An 18,500-nucleotide genomic window follows, 5' to 3' on the forward strand; every position below is an offset into this window, starting at 1 on the left:
ACCCACATTCCCCTTCCATGAGGGGGTGGATTTTTGCAAAGCAAAAAGACGGGGTAGTTAAGAAGCTATCAGGATCCAAATTACTACTACCGTATCCTGAAACCTGCATTGAAAAAAACTCATCATTAATAATTCAAAATCCAAAACTTATATATATCTTTATGATATCAAATTAATATCAAATTAAAATTACAATCATGGAAAAAGTATTAAAGCCCATGTCGGGCTATCTGGCATTAGTATTCTGTCTGGTTTTATTTGCCGGAGCAGTTTATTTTTTTATTTCCGGAGTTGAGCAGAGTATCACTTTTGTGGTTATTGCTATGCTTTGCTTTCTGCTGTTCTGTTTCTTCCTGAAAGGACTGATGATCATTCAGCCGAACCATTCCCGAGTTCTGAATTTCTTCGGAAAGTATGTGGGAACCGTAAAGGACAATGGATTATTTTTTATCAATCCTTTGTACTCTTCACAGAAAATGTCATTGCGTTCCGAAAACCTTCAGGGGCAGACGCTTAAAGTAAACGACAAAATGGGTAACCCAATCGAAATTGCAGTGGTAATGGTTTGGAAAGTAGGAGATACCTATAAAGCGGCTTTTGATGTGGAGCGTTATTCGGACTTTGTAAGAATGCAGAGCGAAGCTGCAGTACGTCATTTGGCGATGAGCTTTCCGTATGATAATTTAGAAGACGATCATGCACCGATCACTTTAAGAGAAGGGGGTGATAAGATCAATTCTATTCTGGAACAGGAGCTTACGGACCGTCTTTCAAAAGCCGGAATTGTGATTCAGGAAGCCAGGATCTCACACCTTGCTTATGCTTCAGAAATTGCAGGAGCCATGCTTCAGAGACAGCAGGCAACAGCTATCGTAGCTGCAAGAACCAAGATTGTAGAAGGTGCTGTTGGAATGGTAGACCTGGCCCTGAAAAAACTTTCAGAGGAAAATATCGTAGAGCTTGATGATGAAAGAAAAGCGGCTATGGTGAGTAATTTAATGGTGGTGCTTTGCGGTGAAAAAGCTGCCCAACCCATCTTAAATGCAGGAACTCTTTATAATTAAATAAAGAATGAATACTTAGATTTCAAACAAACTTAGCTGAGTAAAACGCCTTTGCGAACTGGTATAAAGTTTATTTAAAAGAAATCTTTGCGACTTTTGCGTTATTAAAAAAGTATTATTAAACAGGCAAAGAGAAAAAATGAAATCGGAAAAAACTTCAAAATCCTCTGAAACTAAAGGCAAAAAGTCATTCGTCATAAGAATCGATGAAGCTACCTATAAGCTGGTGGAGAAGTGGGCGAATGACGAATTCAGGAGTGTAAATGGGCAGATCGAGTATCTGCTGCATCAAAGCCTGGTCAATTCAGGAAGAAAAAAGAAAGACGAAGAATAAGTTAAAATAAGAATGAAGATTGTTTACAGTCCATAAAGATATAACAGCAATCCAGTTAACCTTACTAAAAAAGAAAAGCAGAGAAATTCTCTGCTTTTTATTTTATACAGCTCTGAAGCGTGTCCGCTCCAAAGTAAAATATGACGAGCCAAATCAAGCCTTTGATCGTGAAAAAAGCAAATCCTGCCCAGCCTACACGCTTGAACCACTTCTTGAACTTAGAGTTGTTATTTTCCTGTGAATTTTCCATGTCCGAATGTCATAAAGATTACATCACAAAGATAAGCATGTTTATAATTAGTCCAAATAAAAAGCATGTTAAAAATTAAAATTTTGAGGTTCGCATAATATTTCTATCTTTAGAGGAAACGAAAAGTAAACATTTTATGTCTAAAAAAGTAAAGGATTTCGGAATCGAAAAAACACTCAAAAACCTTGGTATTAAAGAAGAAAATAAGGGGACTTCAGTGGGCGGAAAATATTTTGCTTCGGGGAAAACGATAGAAAGTTTTTCTCCCGTAGATGGCAGGCTAATCGCTAAAATTAAGACTTCCGGAGAAAGTGATTATGACAAAGTAATTGAGGCGTCTCAGAAGGCGTTTCAGGAATTTAGATCCATCCCTGCTCCTAAAAGAGGGGAGATCGTTAGACAGTTAGGTCAAAAATTAAGAACATATAAAGATGACCTTGGAAAACTTGTTTCTTATGAAATGGGTAAATCTCTTCAGGAAGGTCTTGGAGAAGTTCAGGAGATGATCGATATCTGTGATTTTGCAGTAGGGGTATCCAGACAGCTTCACGGCTACACCATGCACTCAGAAAGGCCTGGTCACAGAATGTACGAGCAGTATCATCCGCTTGGCATTGTGGGAATTATTACTGCTTTCAACTTCCCGGTTGCCGTTTGGGCATGGAACACAGCTTTAGCATGGATCTGCGGAAACGTTACCATCTGGAAGCCGTCAGAAAAAACCCCATTATGTGCTATCGCATGTCAGAACATTATGTCTGAAGTATTAAAGGAGAACAATCTTGCTGAAGGTATTTCAAGTGTACTGGTTGCTGATCATGAGATCGGACAGAAACTGGTTGATGATAAAAGGGTTTCCCTGGTTTCTTTCACAGGTTCTACAAGAGTGGGAAGAATGGTTTCTTCCAAAGTGGCAGAAAGATTCGGGAAGTCTATCCTTGAATTGGGTGGAAACAACGCGATCATCATCTCTAAAGATGCAGATATAGACATGTCTATCATCGGAGCTGTTTTCGGAGCAGTAGGTACAGCCGGACAGCGATGTACGTCTACAAGAAGACTGATCATTCATGAAAGCGTTTACAACGAAGTAAAGACAAGATTGGTAAAAGCGTACGGACAGTTAAAAATTGGAAATCCATTGGACGAAAATAACCATGTAGGACCGCTTATTGATGTAGATGCCGTGAATCAGTATGAAGAGGCTATCAAAAAATGTAAGAAAGAAGGCGGAAAATTTGTTGTTGAAGGAGGCGTTTTAAGCGGAAAAGAATACGAATCAGGATGCTATGTGAAGCCATGTATCGCAGAAGTTAAAAATTCTTACGAGATCGTTCAGCACGAGACTTTCGCGCCGATTTTATATCTGATCAAATACAAAACACTGGAGGAGGCCATTGCTATCCAGAATGATGTTCCTCAGGGATTGTCATCCGCTATCATGACACAGAATTTAAGAGAAGCAGAATTGTTCCTTTCTCATGCAGGTTCAGACTGCGGTATTGCCAACGTAAACATCGGAACTTCAGGTGCAGAAATCGGGGGTGCCTTCGGTGGTGAAAAAGAAACAGGCGGCGGAAGAGAGTCCGGTTCAGACGTTTGGAAATACTATATGAGGAGACAAACCAACACTATAAATTATACAGCTCAACTTCCTTTGGCACAAGGGATTAAATTTGATCTGTAAAAATTAGGTTTAAGTCAATTCAACAAAAAACTAAAAATTAATAACCTGAATGTTTAAGACTTTTAATCATTCAATTATTAAATCACACAACTATTTTAATTATGGAACAAACAATTGATATAAAAGTAAATAAAGTAAAAGAAACCGTAGGAAGACACGTTTTGGCAGACGGTTTTGATTTTGTGATGGATATAGAAAAATCCCACGGATCATGGCTGTATGACAAACTTACAGACAGAGAATATCTCGATATGTTCTCTATGTTTGCATCAGCTTCAATAGGCTATAACCATCCTTATCTGGTAGAAAGATCAGAATGGCTGGGGAAAATGGCTGTTAACAAACCTACTTTAGCAGACGTTTATTCAGAAGAATATGCACACTTTCTGGAAGTTTTTGAAAGAGTAGTGATTCCTGAAGAACTGCAGTATGCTTTCTTTATTGAAGGAGGGGCTTTAGGAGTGGAAAATGCAATGAAGGCTTGCTTCGACTGGAAAACCCGTAAGAATTTTGAAAAAGGACTTCAGACGGAAGCCGGGATCTGTATCCATTTCAGACAGGCGTTCCACGGCAGAAGCGGCTATACTTTAAGCTTAACCAATACTTCAGACCCAAGAAAATATCAGTATTTCCCGATGTTTGAATGGCCAAGAATCTTAAATCCTAAGTTATCTTTCCCAATCACAGAAGAAAATTTAGAAGAAACCATCAAAAACGAAAGACTGGCACTTCTACAGATCGAAGAAGCCATCCTGATGAACCCTGATAAAGTGGCGTGTATCATCATTGAGCCAATTCAGGCCGAAGGTGGAGACAATCACTTCAGAGATGAGTTCTTAATGGGATTGAGAAAACTTTGTGATCAGAACGAAATCTTACTGATTTTTGACGAAGTGCAGACGGGTATTGCCATTACAGGAAAAATGTGGGCATTCCAGCATTTTACTGCAAAACCGGATATTATTTCTTTCGGAAAAAAAGCCCAGGTTTGTGGTGTTTTAGCCAATAAAGAAAAGTTTGATGAGATCCCTAATAATGTTTTCAGAGAAAGTTCAAGGATCAATTCTACATTCGGAGGAAACTTTATCGATATGCTTCGTTTTCAGCTGGTGATGGAAGTCATCGAAAAAGAAAACCTGGTTGAAAATGCCAGAGTTGTAGGTGATTATCTGTTGGAAAAATTAAAAGAACTGGCTCAGAAATATCCTGAGAAAATTTCAAATGCAAGAGGAAGAGGCCTGATGTGTGCTATAGATCTGCCTTCAGCGGAAGATAGAAACCACCTCATGAATGAGCTTTTCAAGGATGGACTGATCATTCTTCAGTGCGGAGATCACTCACTTCGTTTCAGACCACATCTCAATGTTACTCAGGAGGAAATCCAATTAGCTCTTGATAAAATTGAAAATAATATTAATAAAATTTAAAACCAAAGATTTGTAATTTTAAAAAAAACATTGTACATTTAGATACTCAAACGATATAGAATATGGAAAGAAGTACGAGAGTATCGGTTTTTGAAAGTGACAAACCTTCAGAAATCCAACTAATAAAGTCTAAATTGGATGATGCACAAATTACAAACAGCGTCGAAAACAGTTACCTTACATTTACGACAACGCCTACGGCAACATCATTAAAAGTTATGGTAAAACTGGAAGATGAGAAGAATGCATTTGAAGTGATTGATGCTTATCTTCAACAAAATGAAAATCAATAAAACAATTTCATAATTTTAAATTTTACTACTTCGAACCGAAAATTAATTTTAATTAGTTTTCGGTTTTTTGATTCAAATAATATTAATTATTAAAAGATTTAAGTATTTAAAAATTTAAGAAGTAGAGATTAGAAATATCGGATTATGACTCAATTAAAATAAAATAATTCAATAGCAGCGGGCTTTAGCCCGTCTTAAAATTAAAAATTACAATTGGCTTTAGCCAAAACTAAAAAACATAACAAATCTCTTAAAATTTAAATTTTAATATACTTAAAATCATTCAATTCAATAAACAACCAACAATGAATTCAGAGACCAAACTTAGAAAAGCAGAAATTGATGACAGAGATGTAATTTGGGGAATCATCCAACAATCCATTGAAAGAAGAAAACAGGATGGGAGCACTCAGTGGCAGAATGGATATCCCAATCTGGGAACCGTAGAAAGTGATATTGCAAAAGGCTTTGGATATGTCCTTACCGTTGATGGAGAAATTGCCGTATATGCGGCACTGATCTTAAATGACGAACCGGCTTACAGCACCATAGAAGGAGCATGGCTGAGCGACAGGGAATTCGTTGTTGTACATAGAGTAGCCGTTGACGGAAAATTTGCAGGCCAGGGAATGGTTAAAAAATTATTTGATCACATTGAGGACTTTACAAAATCACATGGAATTCAAAGTATAAAAGTAGATACGAATTATGACAATATGACTATGTTGAAGATCCTCGAAAGTAAGGGTTATTCGTATTGCGGTGAAGTACTTCTGGCCGGCGGAATGAGAAAGGCCTATGAGAAGATTATAATTTAAGGCAAAAGTTAAATCAACTTTCATTGAATTTTTAAAAGACCCTCTATTTATAAACTCTATCATGTTTGTTCGTTTAGTTCTGAACTAATTTCTACTTTTGTCAAAATTTTTATATTATGCACCAAAGTATAGAAATTGATGAAAAAATTTTTCAAGATGCCGTAAAATTTTACGGCACCGTTTTCAATCTACCGCCTTTAGCTTCAAAGATTTATGCTTACCTGCTTTTCGATTATGAGAAAGTGGGAATTACCTTTGATGAATTTGTGGAAGTACTTTCCGCGAGTAAAAGCTCTGTTTCTACCAGTATTTCATTACTGCTGAATGCACAGCTTATTATCGATCACAACAAAATGGATGAGCGAAAACGGTATTTTTTCATCAATGATGAGTATAAGAAGATCCGATTTGAAAAAATTGTTCAAAAAATGGAGGACGAACTCAAATTACTGGATGACCTAAACAACTTTAAAAAGAATCATGACAATGAATACAACGAACGAATAGAAGCCTATAAAGCACTATTAAATAAGAACATAGAAAATATTCAGGAATCTCTTAATAAACTTTAAAATGAATAATAAGCTAGTTATACTTTCTGTTGCAGCGCTTTCACTGACTGCCTGCAAAAAAGAAGCTCCAAAACAGGACGGACCGAAACCGTATCCTGTTGTTTCTGTGGAGTCTAAAAATATAGTGGGCTATCAGACCTTTCCGGCTACAATACAGGGAAGGGTCAACAATGATGTCCGTGCAAAAATACAGGGATATATTACTCAGGTGCTGGTAGACGAAGGACAGTATGTAACAAAAGGACAGCCGTTGTTCCGTCTTGAAACCAATATCCTGACCGAAAATGCCGCTGCTTCCAAAGCTGGTATCGGTGCCGCTGAATCCACAATTGCTGCAGCACAGGCCTCTGTAAATGCAGCGCAGGTAGAAGTCAATAAACTGAAGCCTCTTGTTCAGAAAAATATTATCAGTAGCGTACAGCTGCAGACGGCTCAGGCCAATCTGGCCCAGGCTCAGGCCCAGCTGCAACAGGCCCATGCTGCAAAAAGACAGGCTGTTGCCAGCTATAAAGGAGTAGAAGCCAATATTGAGTATTCTATTATCCGTGCGCCTATTTCCGGAGTGATCGGAAGGCTTCCACTGAAAGTGGGAAGTTTGGTAGGACCTACTGACCAGACCGCATTGACGACAATCTCCGATACTTCTGGGATTTTCGCCTATTTCTCAATGAATGAAAAAGAATATTTTGATTTCCTTGAAAAATCTCCGGGTGCATCGATGCCTGAAAAAATTAAAAATCTTCCGATGGTAGAATTGCAGCTGGCCAACGGAAGCCTTTATCCCGAAAAAGGAAGAATTGAAGCAATTACCGGACAGATAGACCCAACGACCGGAACCATCCAGTTCAGGGTAGCCTTTACCAATGCTCAAAAATTATTAAGTAACGGTAACAGTGGAACGATCAGATTCCCACAGCATTATGATAATGTATTGGTAGTGCCGGAAAGTGCAACTTACGAACAGCAGGGTATTGTTTATGTATACAAAGTAGATAAAGACACTGCTAAAAATGTTGTAGTAAATATCATAGACAGAATAGACAATCTTGCCCTTATAAAATCTGGTGTGAACAAAGGAGAAGTCATTGTTGCAGCAGGTATTGGAGGATTAAAACCGGGGACAGCTATTAAGAAAAAACCTGTCAAAATGGATAGCCTTGTTCAATCAGTAAAACCGAAATTCTAAAAAATGATTAAAAATTTTATTAACAGGCCGGTTTTATCCACCGTAATTTCAATTTTAATTGTTATTCTCGGTGTTTTAGGACTTATCTCGCTGCCGGTTACGCAGTACCCGGATATTGCGCCTCCCACGGTAAGTGTTTCTGCCAACTATACAGGAGCGAATGCGGAGACAGTAATGAAAAGTGTAGTGGTACCTTTGGAAGAGCAGATCAACGGAGTGGAAGGGATGGACTATATCACTTCCAGTGCCGGAAACGATGGTTCTGCCCAAATTCAGGTTTTCTTTAAGCAAGGAATAGATCCGGATATTGCAGCCGTAAACGTACAGAACCGTGTGGCAAGAGCTACACCGCTTTTACCTTCCGAGGTAACCCGTTCCGGGGTGGTAACGCAGAAACAGCAGACCAGTGCTCTGATGTATATGTCTTTCTATTCCGAAAACAAGGATCTGGATGATGTATACCTTCAAAACTTTCTGAATATCAATATTATCCCGAACCTTAAAAGGATCAATGGTGTAGGGGATGCTAACGTTTTCGGCGGTAAGAATTACTCCATGAGAATCTGGCTGGATCCTGCTAAAATGGCAGCTTACAGTGTGACGCCTACAGATGTTACCAATGCCATCAATGAGCAGAGTAGAGAAGCCGCAGCAGGCTCCATTGGGCAGAACAGCGGAAGCTCTTTTGAATATATCATCAAATATGTCGGTAAGTTCAATGATAAGGAGCAATATGATAATATCATCATCAAATCTCTTGGAAACGGACAGAGCTTAATGCTGAAAGATGTAGCTAAAGTAGAGCTTGCAGGTCAGTCTTATTCAGGTGTCGGAGAAAATGGAAACAACCCTGCCATCAGTATGGGGATTTTCCAGACTCCGGGATCCAATGCCCAGGAGATCATTAAAAATATTAAAGAATATCTGAAATCGGCAGAAGGTACTTTTCCGCAAGGAGTTAAGTATACCTTTAACTTTGATACGAACGAATTCCTTGAAGCTTCTATTGAAAAAGTAGTACATACCCTGATCGAAGCCTTCATTCTTGTATTTATCGTTGTCTATATTTTCCTTCAGGATTTCAGATCAACCCTGATTCCGGCCATTGCGGTTCCGGTATCTATTGTGGGAGCGTTCTTCTTCCTGAATTTATTTGGATATTCACTAAACCTGTTAACTTTATTCGCATTGGTACTGGCCATTGGTATTGTGGTGGATGATGCGATTGTCGTCGTCGAGGCGGTTCATGCGAAGATGGAACATGGTATTTCGGATGCCAAGAAAGCAACCGTAGAAGCAATGGATGAGATTACAGGAGCTATTATTTCTATTACTTTGGTAATGGCAGCAGTATTTATTCCGGTAACTTTTATTACAGGTCCTACAGGAGTTTTCTACCAGCAGTTTGGGATTACTCTTATTATAGCGATCATTATTTCTGCGATCAACGCCTTGACTCTGAGTCCGGTTTTATGTTCACTATTTTTAAAACCTCACTCAGAACATCATAAAGAATATAGCAACCTTAATTTCCTTCAGAAGTTCTTCTATAAATTCAATATTGCTTTCAAAACAGCCACTGAGCGTTACGGAAGAGGATTTGTATTCCTGTTGAGACATAAATGGGTAACCCTGGTTATTTTTGCTGTTACCGGAGGTATTTTATTCTGGGCGAGCAGTACTATGAAAAAAGGTTTTGTACCTACAGAAGACAGAGGAATTATCTTTACAGATGTTCAGCTTCCTCCGGGAGCTTCTATGGAAAGAACATACAATGCTCTGAAGACCCTTCAGGCCAATGCAATGAAAGTTCCGGGTGTACAGAATGTGACAATTTCCACCGGTAGAGGATTCCTTTCCGGAAACGGAAGTAACAACGGACTTGCTTTCATTAAACTGAAACCATTTGATGAAAGGAAAAAAGACGGACAGACTTCAGAAGATATTACTAAAAAATTATTTGGAATTGTAGGATCCGTTCCCGATGCCAAAGTTGTATTCTTCCAGCCGCCAAGTGTACCCGGATTCGGCAGCAGCGCCGGTTTTGAAATGGTACTGCTTGATAAATCCGGAGGTGAATATGCAGATCTGGATAATAAAACAAATGAATTCATCGGAAAACTGATGGAAAGACCGGAAATTGAATTTGCCCAGACTTCATTCAATACAAAATATCCTCAGTATCAGATGGAGATCAATGTTCCTCTGACCAAACAGCTTGGAGTTTCCGTAAGTGATATCCTGGCTACCATGCAGGGATATATCGGAGGTGTTTATACCGCCGACTTTACAAAGTATGGAAAACAGTTCAGGGTAATGGTTCAGGCACTTCCTGAAAACAGGAAAAACATCGAAAACCTGAATGAGCTTTATATAAGAACAGGTTCAGGAGTCATGTCTCCGATCTCCCAGTTCGTCACTTTGAAGAAAGCATACGGACCTCAGTCTGTAAGCCGTTACAACCTGTTTACTTCAGTGAAGGTGACAGGAGCCAACTCTGCAGGATACAGTTCAGGAGACGCCATTACCGCTGTACAGCAGGTAGCGGGAGAAACATTAAACCAAAACTATGCAGTTGAGTTTACCGGATTGACCAGAGAAGAATTAAACTCAGGATCTCAGACTCTTCTGATTTTCGGATTAAGCTTAGTCTTTGTTTACTTTATTCTTTCTGCTCAGTATGAAAGTTATATTCTTCCGCTCATCGTCGTAATTTCCCTTCCTCTTGGGGTAATGGGAGCTTATTTCGGGCAGAAGATCATGGGCTTGGAGAATAATATTTACTTCCAGATCGCCTTAATCATGCTCGTGGGACTATTAGCGAAGAACGCAATCCTTATCGTCGAATTTGCGGTCCAGAGAAGGCATCATGGTGAAACCATTGTCATGTCTGCCATCAATGCGGCTAAAGCAAGGGTAAGACCAATTCTGATGACTTCATTTGCTTTTATTTTCGGTTTATTACCATTGGTTTTAGCGAGTGGAATTGGTGCGGTAGGTAACAGATCTATTGCAACGGGTGCCGCAATCGGATTATTAATAGGTACAATTTTAGGGCTTTTTGTAATCCCTGTTTTGTATGTAATTTTCCAAACTTTACAAGAAAAAGTGAAGCCGCTTAAAAAAGAAGAGATCAGTTTAGCAGAATAAAATTAATTAGAGAAGGTAGAGGTTGGATATTAGAAATTAGTTCTAATATCCAGCGTCTAACCACTAATATCTAACTTCTAATTTCAAATAATGAAGAGTTTATTAAACATCATAAAAGGAATAACTTTTTCAGCTGTCATACTGGGTGCCATTACATCGTGCATGGCCAGAAAAGAGTATGAGAGACCGAAAAATGTTGTCGACGAAAAGCTTTTCCGAACAGATATGCTGCCTTCAGACAGTGCCAGCATTGGAGCTGTTTCATGGAAAGAAATTTTTACGGATCCTGTATTGCAGGGACATATTTCCAAAGCTTTAGAAAACAACCTGGATATCAGGATTGCCCTGCAAAGCATTGGTTCTGCAGAAGCGTACCTTAAACAGAGCAAAGCAGCTTACCAGCCGACGCTTTCCGTAGGCCCGAACTATACATTCCAGACCCAGTCTATCAATACCCAGTTTGGACAGATCATCGGAGACAGACGTTATGTCAACCAATTCGACATTACGGCAAGTATAGGATGGGAAGCAGATCTTTGGGGAAAATTGAAAGCCCAGGAAAAAGCCCAGCTTGCTACTTATTTGGGAACGGTTGCTGCCCACAAAGCGGTTAAAAGTGATCTTGTAGCCTCTATTGCTTCTGCTTATTATCAGCTTTTAACATTTGATGCTCAAAAGAGAATCATCAATGAAACAATTGCGGTAAGAGAAAAGAATTTAGAAACAACCAAAGCATTAAAGATCTCAGGAAATGTTACAGAAGTAGCTGTACAGCAGAGTGAAGCTCTTGTTTTTAATGCAAAATCTTTATTGATTGATATTGAAACCCAGACTCAGCTGCTTGAAAACACTATGAGCCTTCTGATGGGGGAGTCTTCTCATTCTATTGCAAGATCTACCCTGGAAACCCAGAAGCTCCCGATTGATCTTAAATTAGGATATCCGGCACAGTTATTAGCTAACCGTCCGGACGTTATGAGAGCGGAATATAATCTTATGAATGCCTTTGAACTGACCAATTCAGCAAAAGCTCAGTTTTATCCTACTTTGAAGCTTACAGGAAGTGGTGGACTGCAGTCGGTAGACCTTGATCATTTATTCAGTGTAAATTCATTGTTTGCCAATGTGGTAGCCGGTCTTGCACAGCCGATTTTAAATAAAAGACAGATCCAGACAAATTATGATGTAAGCCTGGCAAACCGGGAAACCGCTTATCTGAACTTCAGAAAAACGGTTCTTACAGCCGGAAAAGAGGTATCAGATGCCATCCGGGTATTTTCAGTACAGGATTCTTTTATTGAATTAAAGCAAAAAGAGCTGGATGCCTATAAAAAATCCGTAGAATACTCTCAGGAGCTTGTGAACTATGGGATGGCCAACTATCTTGAGGTACTGAACGCCAGTGTCAATTCACTGAATGCAGAACTTAATATTTCCAATGCGGAATACAGTAAGATGAAAGCGGCTGTCGAGCTTTACCAGGCTCTTGGTGGTGGCTGGAAATAAGAATCTTATTTTTATAAATAATACAAACGTACATCGGATGGTGTACGTTTTTTTATTGAAAACCAACTGGATAATAATGTTAAAAATAGCACAAAATAATAAATCCAGTTGTATATATGTAGTAAACTACGTAGTTTTGTTTATAAATAAAAAGATGCATGAAATTACATATCCAGCCATTAGATAATAGCTATTCTGATCAGCTTATAGACCTGATCCTTACTATTCAGCAGAAAGAATTTAACGTACCTATCACGATAGAAGATCAGCCGGATCTTAAAAGTATTGAGAATTTTTATATGGAATCCGGCGGGAATTTCTGGGGAGCTTTTATAGAAGGTGAACTGGTGGGCTCCATAGCATTGGTTAAATTTGATGATAGGGAAGCAGCGGTGAGAAAGATGTTTGTAAAAAAAGAATTCAGAGGAAAAGAACTGAATATTGCCCAGGAACTTCTGGAAGTTTTGATTTCTTTCTGTCGCGACAATGGAATAGAAACAATATATTTGGGAACAGTTTCAATACTGAAAGCGGCAATACGGTTTTATGAAAGAAATCATTTTTTACAGGTTAAAAAAGAGAATCTACCAACCCGCTTTCCATTGATGAGTGCTGATAATGTTTTTTATTATTTAAATGTAAATAAGACTGTATGAATATAATAGATGAATCGGGGATTCTGGCTATTTCAACGAGGCTGCAGCGTCTGAGTGAACAGCTCAGAAAGGATGGCGCCATGATCTATCAATCTTTCGGCATTGATTTTGAGCCTAAATGGTTTCCCGTGATCTTTACTTTACACCATAAAAAAATGCTCAGTGTAGTAGAAATTGCTAACGAAATAGGGTATACGCATCCTTCAACCATAAGCTTGTTAAAAGAACTGGAAAAACAGAAACTTATTCAATCTAAAAAAGATAAACAGGATGAGCGGAGAAGACTGATCATACTTTCTCCGAAAGGTCTTGAACTCATTGAAAAGATGAAGCCGGTTTGGGAATTGATCTCAAAAGTGCTGGGAGAAATTGCAGACAATAAAAATCATCTTTTGGCAGCTATTAATGAAGCGGAAGAAAAAATTGCTATGCAGTCTTTTTACCAGCGTGCTATGCAGATGAAGAAAGGAGACTGAATCATTTGAATATCAGTAATTTGTTAATATTATATTCATTTTTTGTGACTGAATCGCTTTAAGTATTGATGGGCAGAGGGAAAATTTAGCATGAATTCTAACAAAAAAAGTGGAAAAATATTTGGATTTGTAGTTTAATTACTTACTTTTGTACCGCTTTAAGAAAGTAGGGGGAATTAGCTCATCTGGCTAGAGCGTTAGACTGGCAGTCTAAAGGTGACGGGTTCGATCCCCGTATTCTCCACAAAAATTTATAACAGACATTATATCAATAGATTACACATAATGCCTGTTATAAATAGTAAATGACAGTAAATTTGGATTCATGTCCTCAATTCCTATGAGACATGGAAGTCAAATTTGAGTTTTTTCAGGATAAATAAAAAAGAGAGATCATACTCTCTTTTTCTTATTGGTAGATATATTGTGCCATGAACCCTAGATCTATAAATGTCAGACTTTCTAAACCTGGCATTGTTATTTTCCATCCGTTAGGTGTCGGAACCTGAGTAAAATAGGTACAGCTTGTTCCTGCCATGCCAGCAAAATTACTTATTGTAGTATAAAATCTCATGCCTCTAAATACTACATCCGTTGTAGTACTACATACCGGCGTTGGAGATGAACCGCATACATATGCGTGTGTAAGTTGGTTAGCTGGAACTACAACGCCAGTATTCATATTTGTAAGAACATTTGAACTTGTCAGTTTCAACGGAATCATGTCTCCATCGTAACAACCCATTCCATTAGCTGGACTTGAATAATAAACAAATAAACCTTCTACATCGTAACTTCCAAAATTATAATAAAAGGTTGGGACTGCCATTACAAAATTAACTGCGCCCAATACAAGCGCAACTGATAAAAAGAGCTTTTTCATAATTATTTTTTTAAGTTAAATGCTGTAAGTATAATAGTTTTATAGTCGTTGTCAAATTTATTGATATCCTCTTCCGTATATCCATTTTCCATAAGAAGCTGTTTGCATTTTGGCAGTAATTTCATTGCCATATCTTTTTGCACTTCCTCCTTAGTTAAACCGGACACAGAGGAATGATAATCCTTTGTTGTAAAATGTTTGAGAAGGTTTTCGATTTCTTGCTGAGTTTTGTTAACAGACTTGTTCGCTGCTACCACCTGATTCCGGTCTTGAGTTTCTTTTTCTTGATGAGAATCTTCTGAGCAACTAGTAAAAACCAGTGTAGTTGCACAAGCTAATGTAAAAATTAATTTTTTCATAAAAATATATAATTTGGTATTAATAAGGTAAATATAATGTGTATAATTTAATTATAAACATTTTACATTAACTTTATTTTTAATATTTTATAAATTAATATTGTACCAAAAGTGGTTGTAATTAATTTTATTTATCTATATTTGGTGATATAAAACTAATTATCTACTATGAAAAAACTATTACTGATTGCAAGCAGTGTGCTGTTGCTTTCGTGTACAACCAATGAGGAATTAGAAACCGCGGTAACTCCAGAATCAGACTCAAAAGAAATGACTTCAAAGATGGCTAAATCCACTAAAGCCAGTGTTTTTGGAGGTGAAAACATCTTATTAAAATGCGGATCTTCAAATTACCAAAATCCCATTAATGTAAATCCTAATTATCCTTACGTAAGTTCTTATGAAGTGCTTTATCAGGATATGGCTGCATTGTATGGAAGAAATCAAATTAGGCTTTCAGAGTTTGTTGCAAAACACATTTGGGGCTATGGCGGACACTCCACCAGTTTAACTGAGGTTTATATTGGATCTAATACAATGAATGATTTTCTAAGCTCAAATGCAAATTTTAGCTACATGCAAGATTATACAATAGGACAAGACGGAGATAATGCGCAAGTATATGGACACATGTTTCCTTATAATGTTCCTATGACGGATGATGCAGCAAATACAGTTTATCACGGTTTTAAAACTTATATAGACCAGCTAACTTCCCAAGGTAAGCAAATAGTGGCAGTTCACCTTTACACCGACGGTCTACTGTGCATTCCAAGTGTGAGATTTATTAAAATGACAGTAAAAGTATTATAATTTTTAAAAATAAAAATGCCCCTAAAAAGTGTCTAACTTTTTGGGGGCAGTCTAATTAAGGAGCTTTTTATTTTGTAAAAGGGAAATATTGTTAAATTGTAGTCTGTAATGACAACAGCAGAATACACAGAATACGCCCGTATCCTTGAAATGAAGCTGCATTTTATAGCTCTGAAACCTCAGGTGTTACTGCCTCCATTTCTACAACGACAATTATTATCGAGACTCTTTGTTCTTCTTTCCGGACTATTAGTTATCTTTAGTAAAAACAGTAACTCCCATTGAACCTTTACCCCAGTTGAAATTATTTCCGGAGGTCGCCCACATGTTAAACCTTGTAGGTAGATTAGAAGATTCTATATACCCATTTAAAGTATAAGTTATGGTAACAGGAGATGAAGAAGAGTTTGTTAGGGTTTCCGAAAACTTGCCGGAGATGGAAGCCATTTGTGAACCATTATCTCCAACAGGGATAGAATACTTTCTTGAACCTTCGGGAGCTTCTGTCCCATTCTTAAGAAACCGTATTCCATAATAACCTAATTCTGTTCCTGCAGAACCAACAGTTCCCACGGGAACACTGTAATCTACAGCAATTTTTGCAGTAGAATTAGCCGGAATTGTAATAGGTACAGACAATCCTAGATTAATATTATTGACAATAACACCACTGGCTATCGCTGCCTGATCTACCGGAGCAGTTGCAACACTCGTAAAAACTCCTAAAAGTTGATAGTCAGTTGTCTGTGGGCTTAGCTTACTCCACTGTGGTGCCACTGAAGTTCCTGAATTATAATAAAGTCCATCTCCATAGGGAGATAATGCAGTGTTGGAATTGTAAACCATAAGTCCACTTGCAGGGGAGGGAACGGTAGCTCCATCTGTCGTTGATGTTAATGATACCCTGGGCATCAAAAACCCTCTGTTAGTAGCACTAAGATCAAGCAAAGCCGAATTATCAGGAGCATTGGTGCCTACTCCCACATTTCCTCCTGTCGGATTTAATACTAATGGGAGACTTATAGAAGTTGTTTTGTTCTGACTGGCAATATAGGATCCAAAAGGAGCATTAGCATAGGTTCCGAAATCCAGAGCATGGTTGGTATTTCCGTCAACTCTAAACGTGGCAGTGGTATTTGCTATGCCTAATGCTGATGGCTGAGCATTAGTACCGGCCACCACCAGTTTATTGGTAGGGGTGGTTGTACCGACTCCTACACGGTCATTGGCTGCATCTACTGACAAGGTATTTCCGTCTACAGAAAATGCATTGGTCTGTGTCCCTGTAAATGCCAGGGTATTGGCCCCTTGTGTTACCGTTCTGTTATCTGTAAGAGTACCATTTGTATTATAAATGTTAACCGAAGAGGCTCCCAACAGACCACCTTCCGTAGACCTCCAGAATGAATTACTGAAAATAAACTCCAATGCTTTGCCATTAGGAACGGTCACTCCGTCCAGTGTAGCACCAAATCCGCCTGTGGTATTATTATAGACAATAAGGCGCTGGCCTGCATTAGGAGCGGCGGGTGACGTAATTGCTACTACAGCAGTAGCTGCTCCGGTAAGCTGCACCAGGCTTACATTGCTTGGAACGGAAACTGCATTGCCTGCAACAGTCAATACTGTTTCACGGTTGGTAATGGCTCCGTTCACATCCAATGTAGTACCGGGAGCTGTAAGACCAAGTCCCACATTACCGTTGGAAGTCGTCACCAAATCATCTTTGGCTTGGATTGCAGTTGGAATTCCTGTTGATGGATTGTTTTTCAATCCATCAATATTAAATATCCCCTGGGGATTGCTTGTGTTAATCCCCACTTGTGATTTTACCGCTAAGGAAAAAGTGATAAACAAGCCTGTTAGTAATAAATTTTTTTTCATGTTATAAATAAATTAAGTTTAAACTAAATTAATATCTTCTTTCAGTACTCATATGGATTACAGATTATTTATGCGTGCAAAGAACAAGAGATTTATTTCTTGGCCAGCAGCTAGCTATTCATTATATTGGTTTAGTTGATAAAAAGTAAGGAAACTTGTATTGAGACAATTATTTTTTTGATAAGCTTAATCTGGCAACAAAAGTAATACTTATTGCAGTTTATGATATGATTGCACGTACAACATACATACAGCATTTGCATATTATTACGAATTTCATGTACTTTTTTACAATTAGTATAGTAAATAATGATTTATAAAGAGCTTTTTCATAAATAATTATTTCTTCTATGGATCAACTAAAAAGCAGAACACAAGTCTGCTAATAATAACTTTTTTATAATGTATCGCTAAATAATTAGAGTTTTTATAAAATGGCCTGGTCAGTTACTGCTGTTATATTTGTCCAAGTGTAAAAACGGAGGTGATGACCTTGCATTATTATTTTGATATTTGCTCTATAAACTTCTTTATATTTTAAAAGATGGGTTAAAACACCTGCCGAATGAAACCAGTATACTTATTGTAGTAGGGAATCAATGCACTTGAAATCATAAAAGAAAAGATAAATAAGCTGATTTTAAATGTTTTGCATACCCAAATAAGTGTTTTTTAATCGCAGAACCTCTTAAAGGTCATTTGGGTGCATTAATTATAATGATGTATTTATGATGTACATCATTATAATTCATTTTCCTGTTTTTTTATTAATATTGCCGGATTAACACAAACATTTCACATATACATGAAAAATAGTTCTTAATCTGTTTTTTAAAGTATATTAAATAACACAAACACATGAAAAATGCATTCTTTTTACTGTTTATTATTTTTATTTATTCTGTTCAGACTAATAAAATTAATACTACTTCAATACTACCTTACAAAACTGCAGATTATTATCAGATAAATGGTTGGGAAAAAAGATCTTTTGATATTGTTCCAAAGCCAATTATCATTGTACATAAAAATGTAGAAAAAGTAACATTTAAAAAAGAATAATTATTTAAAAATAAATTATTAGGCTTAGGTATTTCACTCTGTCAATTCTGTAATATTTATATATTATACCTAATTAGAAA

General features: G+C 37.6%; 18 protein-coding genes and 1 tRNA gene. 15 read left to right on the forward strand and 4 right to left on the reverse strand.

Going from position 1 to position 18,500, the window contains the following annotated elements; translation table 11 throughout:
• Positions 1-197 precede the first annotated feature (197 nt).
• Positions 198-1,064, forward strand: a complete 867-nt coding sequence (locus tag J4Q03_RS14870) for an SPFH domain-containing protein (RefSeq protein WP_426048922.1) — start codon at positions 198-200, stop codon at positions 1,062-1,064.
• Between the two features lie 139 nt (positions 1,065-1,203).
• On the forward strand, positions 1,204-1,398 hold the full coding sequence (locus J4Q03_RS14875) for an Arc family DNA binding domain-containing protein (protein ID WP_426048923.1): 195 nt from the start codon (positions 1,204-1,206) through the stop codon (positions 1,396-1,398).
• A 97-nt stretch (positions 1,399-1,495) separates the two neighbouring features.
• Here the strand turns inward: J4Q03_RS14875 and J4Q03_RS14880 are convergent, their stop codons facing one another.
• Positions 1,496-1,648, reverse strand: coding sequence for a histidine kinase (locus J4Q03_RS14880; protein ID WP_040995320.1), 153 nt, complete (start codon positions 1,646-1,648; stop codon positions 1,496-1,498).
• Positions 1,649-1,784: 136 nt separating this feature from the next.
• On the opposite strand from J4Q03_RS14880, the gene J4Q03_RS14885 reads away from it, so the two are divergent.
• The 11 genes from J4Q03_RS14885 to J4Q03_RS14935 all read left to right on the forward strand — a co-directional run bounded on the left by J4Q03_RS14885 (position 1,785) and on the right by J4Q03_RS14935 (position 13,663).
• Positions 1,785-3,335 (forward strand): aldehyde dehydrogenase family protein, encoded by a 1,551-nt coding sequence (locus J4Q03_RS14885; protein WP_426048924.1) that lies wholly within the window; start codon positions 1,785-1,787, stop codon positions 3,333-3,335.
• 101 nt (positions 3,336-3,436) lie between these two features.
• Positions 3,437-4,762, forward strand: coding sequence for an L-lysine 6-transaminase (lat, locus tag J4Q03_RS14890; protein ID WP_426048925.1), 1,326 nt, complete (start codon positions 3,437-3,439; stop codon positions 4,760-4,762).
• A gap of 62 nt (positions 4,763-4,824) precedes the next feature.
• A complete protein-coding gene (locus J4Q03_RS14895) occupies positions 4,825-5,055 on the forward strand; it encodes a DUF2007 domain-containing protein (RefSeq protein WP_426048926.1) in 231 nt (76 codons plus the stop codon).
• Positions 5,056-5,360: 305 nt separating this feature from the next.
• Positions 5,361-5,873, forward strand: coding sequence for a GNAT family N-acetyltransferase (locus tag J4Q03_RS14900; protein ID WP_426048927.1), 513 nt, complete (start codon positions 5,361-5,363; stop codon positions 5,871-5,873).
• 116 nt (positions 5,874-5,989) lie between these two features.
• Positions 5,990-6,445: a transcriptional regulator gene (locus tag J4Q03_RS14905; RefSeq protein WP_116011749.1), complete on the forward strand. Its 456-nt coding sequence runs from the start codon at positions 5,990-5,992 to the stop codon at positions 6,443-6,445.
• A gap of 1 nt (position 6,446) precedes the next feature.
• Positions 6,447-7,631, forward strand: coding sequence for an efflux RND transporter periplasmic adaptor subunit (locus J4Q03_RS14910; RefSeq protein WP_426048928.1), 1,185 nt, complete (start codon positions 6,447-6,449; stop codon positions 7,629-7,631).
• A 3-nt stretch (positions 7,632-7,634) separates the two neighbouring features.
• On the forward strand, positions 7,635-10,781 hold the full coding sequence (locus tag J4Q03_RS14915) for an efflux RND transporter permease subunit (RefSeq protein ID WP_426048929.1): 3,147 nt from the start codon (positions 7,635-7,637) through the stop codon (positions 10,779-10,781).
• Between the two features lie 90 nt (positions 10,782-10,871).
• Complete coding sequence (locus tag J4Q03_RS14920) at positions 10,872-12,287, forward strand: efflux transporter outer membrane subunit (protein WP_426048930.1); 1,416 nt, start codon at positions 10,872-10,874, stop codon at positions 12,285-12,287.
• Positions 12,288-12,445: 158 nt separating this feature from the next.
• The gene (locus J4Q03_RS14925; protein WP_426048931.1) at positions 12,446-12,943 is read left to right on the forward strand and encodes a GNAT family N-acetyltransferase; all 498 of its coding nucleotides are present in this window, start codon (positions 12,446-12,448) and stop codon (positions 12,941-12,943) included.
• The gene (locus J4Q03_RS14930; protein ID WP_426048932.1) at positions 12,940-13,419 is read left to right on the forward strand and encodes a MarR family winged helix-turn-helix transcriptional regulator; all 480 of its coding nucleotides are present in this window, start codon (positions 12,940-12,942) and stop codon (positions 13,417-13,419) included. The genes J4Q03_RS14925 and J4Q03_RS14930 overlap by 4 nt, the downstream gene beginning before the upstream one ends.
• Before the next feature lie 170 nt (positions 13,420-13,589).
• Positions 13,590-13,663 (forward strand) — tRNA-Ala (locus J4Q03_RS14935).
• 165 nt (positions 13,664-13,828) lie between these two features.
• Here J4Q03_RS14935 and J4Q03_RS14940 read toward each other — a convergent pair.
• Both J4Q03_RS14940 and J4Q03_RS14945 read right to left on the reverse strand, forming a co-directional pair.
• The gene (locus J4Q03_RS14940; protein WP_426048933.1) at positions 13,829-14,302 is read right to left on the reverse strand and encodes a hypothetical protein; all 474 of its coding nucleotides are present in this window, start codon (positions 14,300-14,302) and stop codon (positions 13,829-13,831) included.
• Between the two features lie 2 nt (positions 14,303-14,304).
• Positions 14,305-14,661 (reverse strand): hypothetical protein, encoded by a 357-nt coding sequence (locus J4Q03_RS14945; RefSeq protein ID WP_426048934.1) that lies wholly within the window; start codon positions 14,659-14,661, stop codon positions 14,305-14,307.
• 168 nt (positions 14,662-14,829) lie between these two features.
• Here J4Q03_RS14945 and J4Q03_RS14950 point away from each other — a divergent pair, with 168 nt between their 5' ends.
• A complete protein-coding gene (locus J4Q03_RS14950; protein WP_426048935.1) occupies positions 14,830-15,474 on the forward strand; it encodes a hypothetical protein in 645 nt (214 codons plus the stop codon).
• A gap of 249 nt (positions 15,475-15,723) precedes the next feature.
• On the opposite strand, the gene J4Q03_RS14955 is transcribed toward J4Q03_RS14950, so the two are convergent.
• Entirely contained in the window at positions 15,724-17,358 is a 1,635-nt protein-coding gene (locus J4Q03_RS14955) for a hypothetical protein (RefSeq protein ID WP_426048936.1), read from the reverse strand.
• Between the two features lie 858 nt (positions 17,359-18,216).
• Here J4Q03_RS14955 and J4Q03_RS14960 point away from each other — a divergent pair.
• Positions 18,217-18,420 (forward strand): hypothetical protein, encoded by a 204-nt coding sequence (locus tag J4Q03_RS14960; RefSeq protein WP_426048937.1) that lies wholly within the window; start codon positions 18,217-18,219, stop codon positions 18,418-18,420.
• Positions 18,421-18,500: the final 80 nt, after the last annotated feature.

The organism is Chryseobacterium sp. NFX27, assembly GCF_049887855.1.
Classification (GTDB): Bacteria; Bacteroidota; Bacteroidia; order Flavobacteriales; family Weeksellaceae; genus Chryseobacterium.

Excerpts from the sequence above, each read along its gene's own strand:
- J4Q03_RS14875 (WP_426048923.1), top strand. The coding sequence starts at position 1,204 with ATGAAATCGGAAAAAACTTCAAAATCCTCTGAAACTAAAGGCAAAAAG.
- J4Q03_RS14955 (WP_426048936.1), bottom strand. The coding sequence starts at position 17,358 with ATGAAAAAAAATTTATTACTAACAGGCTTGTTTATCACTTTTTCCTTA.
- J4Q03_RS14930 (WP_426048932.1), top strand. The coding sequence starts at position 12,940 with ATGAATATAATAGATGAATCGGGGATTCTGGCTATTTCAACGAGGCTG.
- J4Q03_RS14910 (WP_426048928.1), top strand. The coding sequence starts at position 6,447 with ATGAATAATAAGCTAGTTATACTTTCTGTTGCAGCGCTTTCACTGACT.
- J4Q03_RS14945 (WP_426048934.1), bottom strand. The coding sequence starts at position 14,661 with ATGAAAAAATTAATTTTTACATTAGCTTGTGCAACTACACTGGTTTTT.
- J4Q03_RS14925 (WP_426048931.1), top strand. The coding sequence starts at position 12,446 with ATGAAATTACATATCCAGCCATTAGATAATAGCTATTCTGATCAGCTT.
- J4Q03_RS14905 (WP_116011749.1), top strand. The coding sequence starts at position 5,990 with ATGCACCAAAGTATAGAAATTGATGAAAAAATTTTTCAAGATGCCGTA.
- J4Q03_RS14895 (WP_426048926.1), top strand. The coding sequence starts at position 4,825 with ATGGAAAGAAGTACGAGAGTATCGGTTTTTGAAAGTGACAAACCTTCA.
- J4Q03_RS14940 (WP_426048933.1), bottom strand. The coding sequence starts at position 14,302 with ATGAAAAAGCTCTTTTTATCAGTTGCGCTTGTATTGGGCGCAGTTAAT.
- J4Q03_RS14920 (WP_426048930.1), top strand. The coding sequence starts at position 10,872 with ATGAAGAGTTTATTAAACATCATAAAAGGAATAACTTTTTCAGCTGTC.
- J4Q03_RS14950 (WP_426048935.1), top strand. The coding sequence starts at position 14,830 with ATGAAAAAACTATTACTGATTGCAAGCAGTGTGCTGTTGCTTTCGTGT.
- lat (WP_426048925.1), top strand. The coding sequence starts at position 3,437 with ATGGAACAAACAATTGATATAAAAGTAAATAAAGTAAAAGAAACCGTA.
- J4Q03_RS14915 (WP_426048929.1), top strand. The coding sequence starts at position 7,635 with ATGATTAAAAATTTTATTAACAGGCCGGTTTTATCCACCGTAATTTCA.
- J4Q03_RS14960 (WP_426048937.1), top strand. The coding sequence starts at position 18,217 with ATGAAAAATGCATTCTTTTTACTGTTTATTATTTTTATTTATTCTGTT.
- J4Q03_RS14870 (WP_426048922.1), top strand. The coding sequence starts at position 198 with ATGGAAAAAGTATTAAAGCCCATGTCGGGCTATCTGGCATTAGTATTC.
- J4Q03_RS14885 (WP_426048924.1), top strand. The coding sequence starts at position 1,785 with ATGTCTAAAAAAGTAAAGGATTTCGGAATCGAAAAAACACTCAAAAAC.
- J4Q03_RS14880 (WP_040995320.1), bottom strand. The coding sequence starts at position 1,648 with ATGGAAAATTCACAGGAAAATAACAACTCTAAGTTCAAGAAGTGGTTC.
- J4Q03_RS14900 (WP_426048927.1), top strand. The coding sequence starts at position 5,361 with ATGAATTCAGAGACCAAACTTAGAAAAGCAGAAATTGATGACAGAGAT.